This window comes from Vibrio sp. 10N.222.49.C9, assembly GCF_041474985.1.
Taxonomy (GTDB): Bacteria; Pseudomonadota; Gammaproteobacteria; order Enterobacterales; family Vibrionaceae; genus Vibrio; species Vibrio crassostreae_C.
Map to the genome: position 1 here is coordinate 1 of NZ_JBFRVD010001061.1, position 599 is coordinate 599.

1 protein-coding gene is annotated in these 599 nt (G+C 34.1%); it reads right to left on the reverse strand.

The features are described from left to right. The coding region (locus AB4585_RS26900; protein WP_372171794.1) for a prepilin peptidase at positions 1 to 406 on the reverse strand (406 nt) is incomplete at its 3' end. Positions 407 to 599: the final 193 nt, after the last annotated feature.

Sequence of the window (599 nt, forward strand, 5' to 3'; positions counted from 1 at the left end):
GATTTGCACCGAAAATGATGGCAACACCATAAGGTAGGCCATGATCATTCGAACTTTTTAAAAGAACCCGATACTTAGTCCAGTAGAAAGTTGATAGTAAACCTCCACAAATAAGGATTCCAAAAAACAAATCTGTTAGTTGTCCATAATGAAATAGTGGTGATAATGCGATAAGTAATTTCACATCACCACCACCACAAATACCCATAGAATATAAAGACAAACCTATAGCGGTACATATTACCACTGATAAGAATACATCCTCAAAAGCCCCATTATTCAACCCAATATACATCGATATAAAATAAATAAACAAAACAATATAATTGCTTATTATTCGATACTTAATGTCACTGTATAATGTAACCATAAACAAGAATAAAATTATTATCGTGGCTATGATCATATTAGCTTAGTCTTTCACTACAATTCATTTATGCATTATTCTTACGCATCAGGATCAATTGCCGTAGCATCAGGGTTCATTGCTTGCAACATTCCGTTAAAAACATCGAGTACTGTATCTGCAATACCATTCTCAGCATTCATAACAGCACCTATAACCACTGCAATAGCCACACCAATCACACCATATTCAA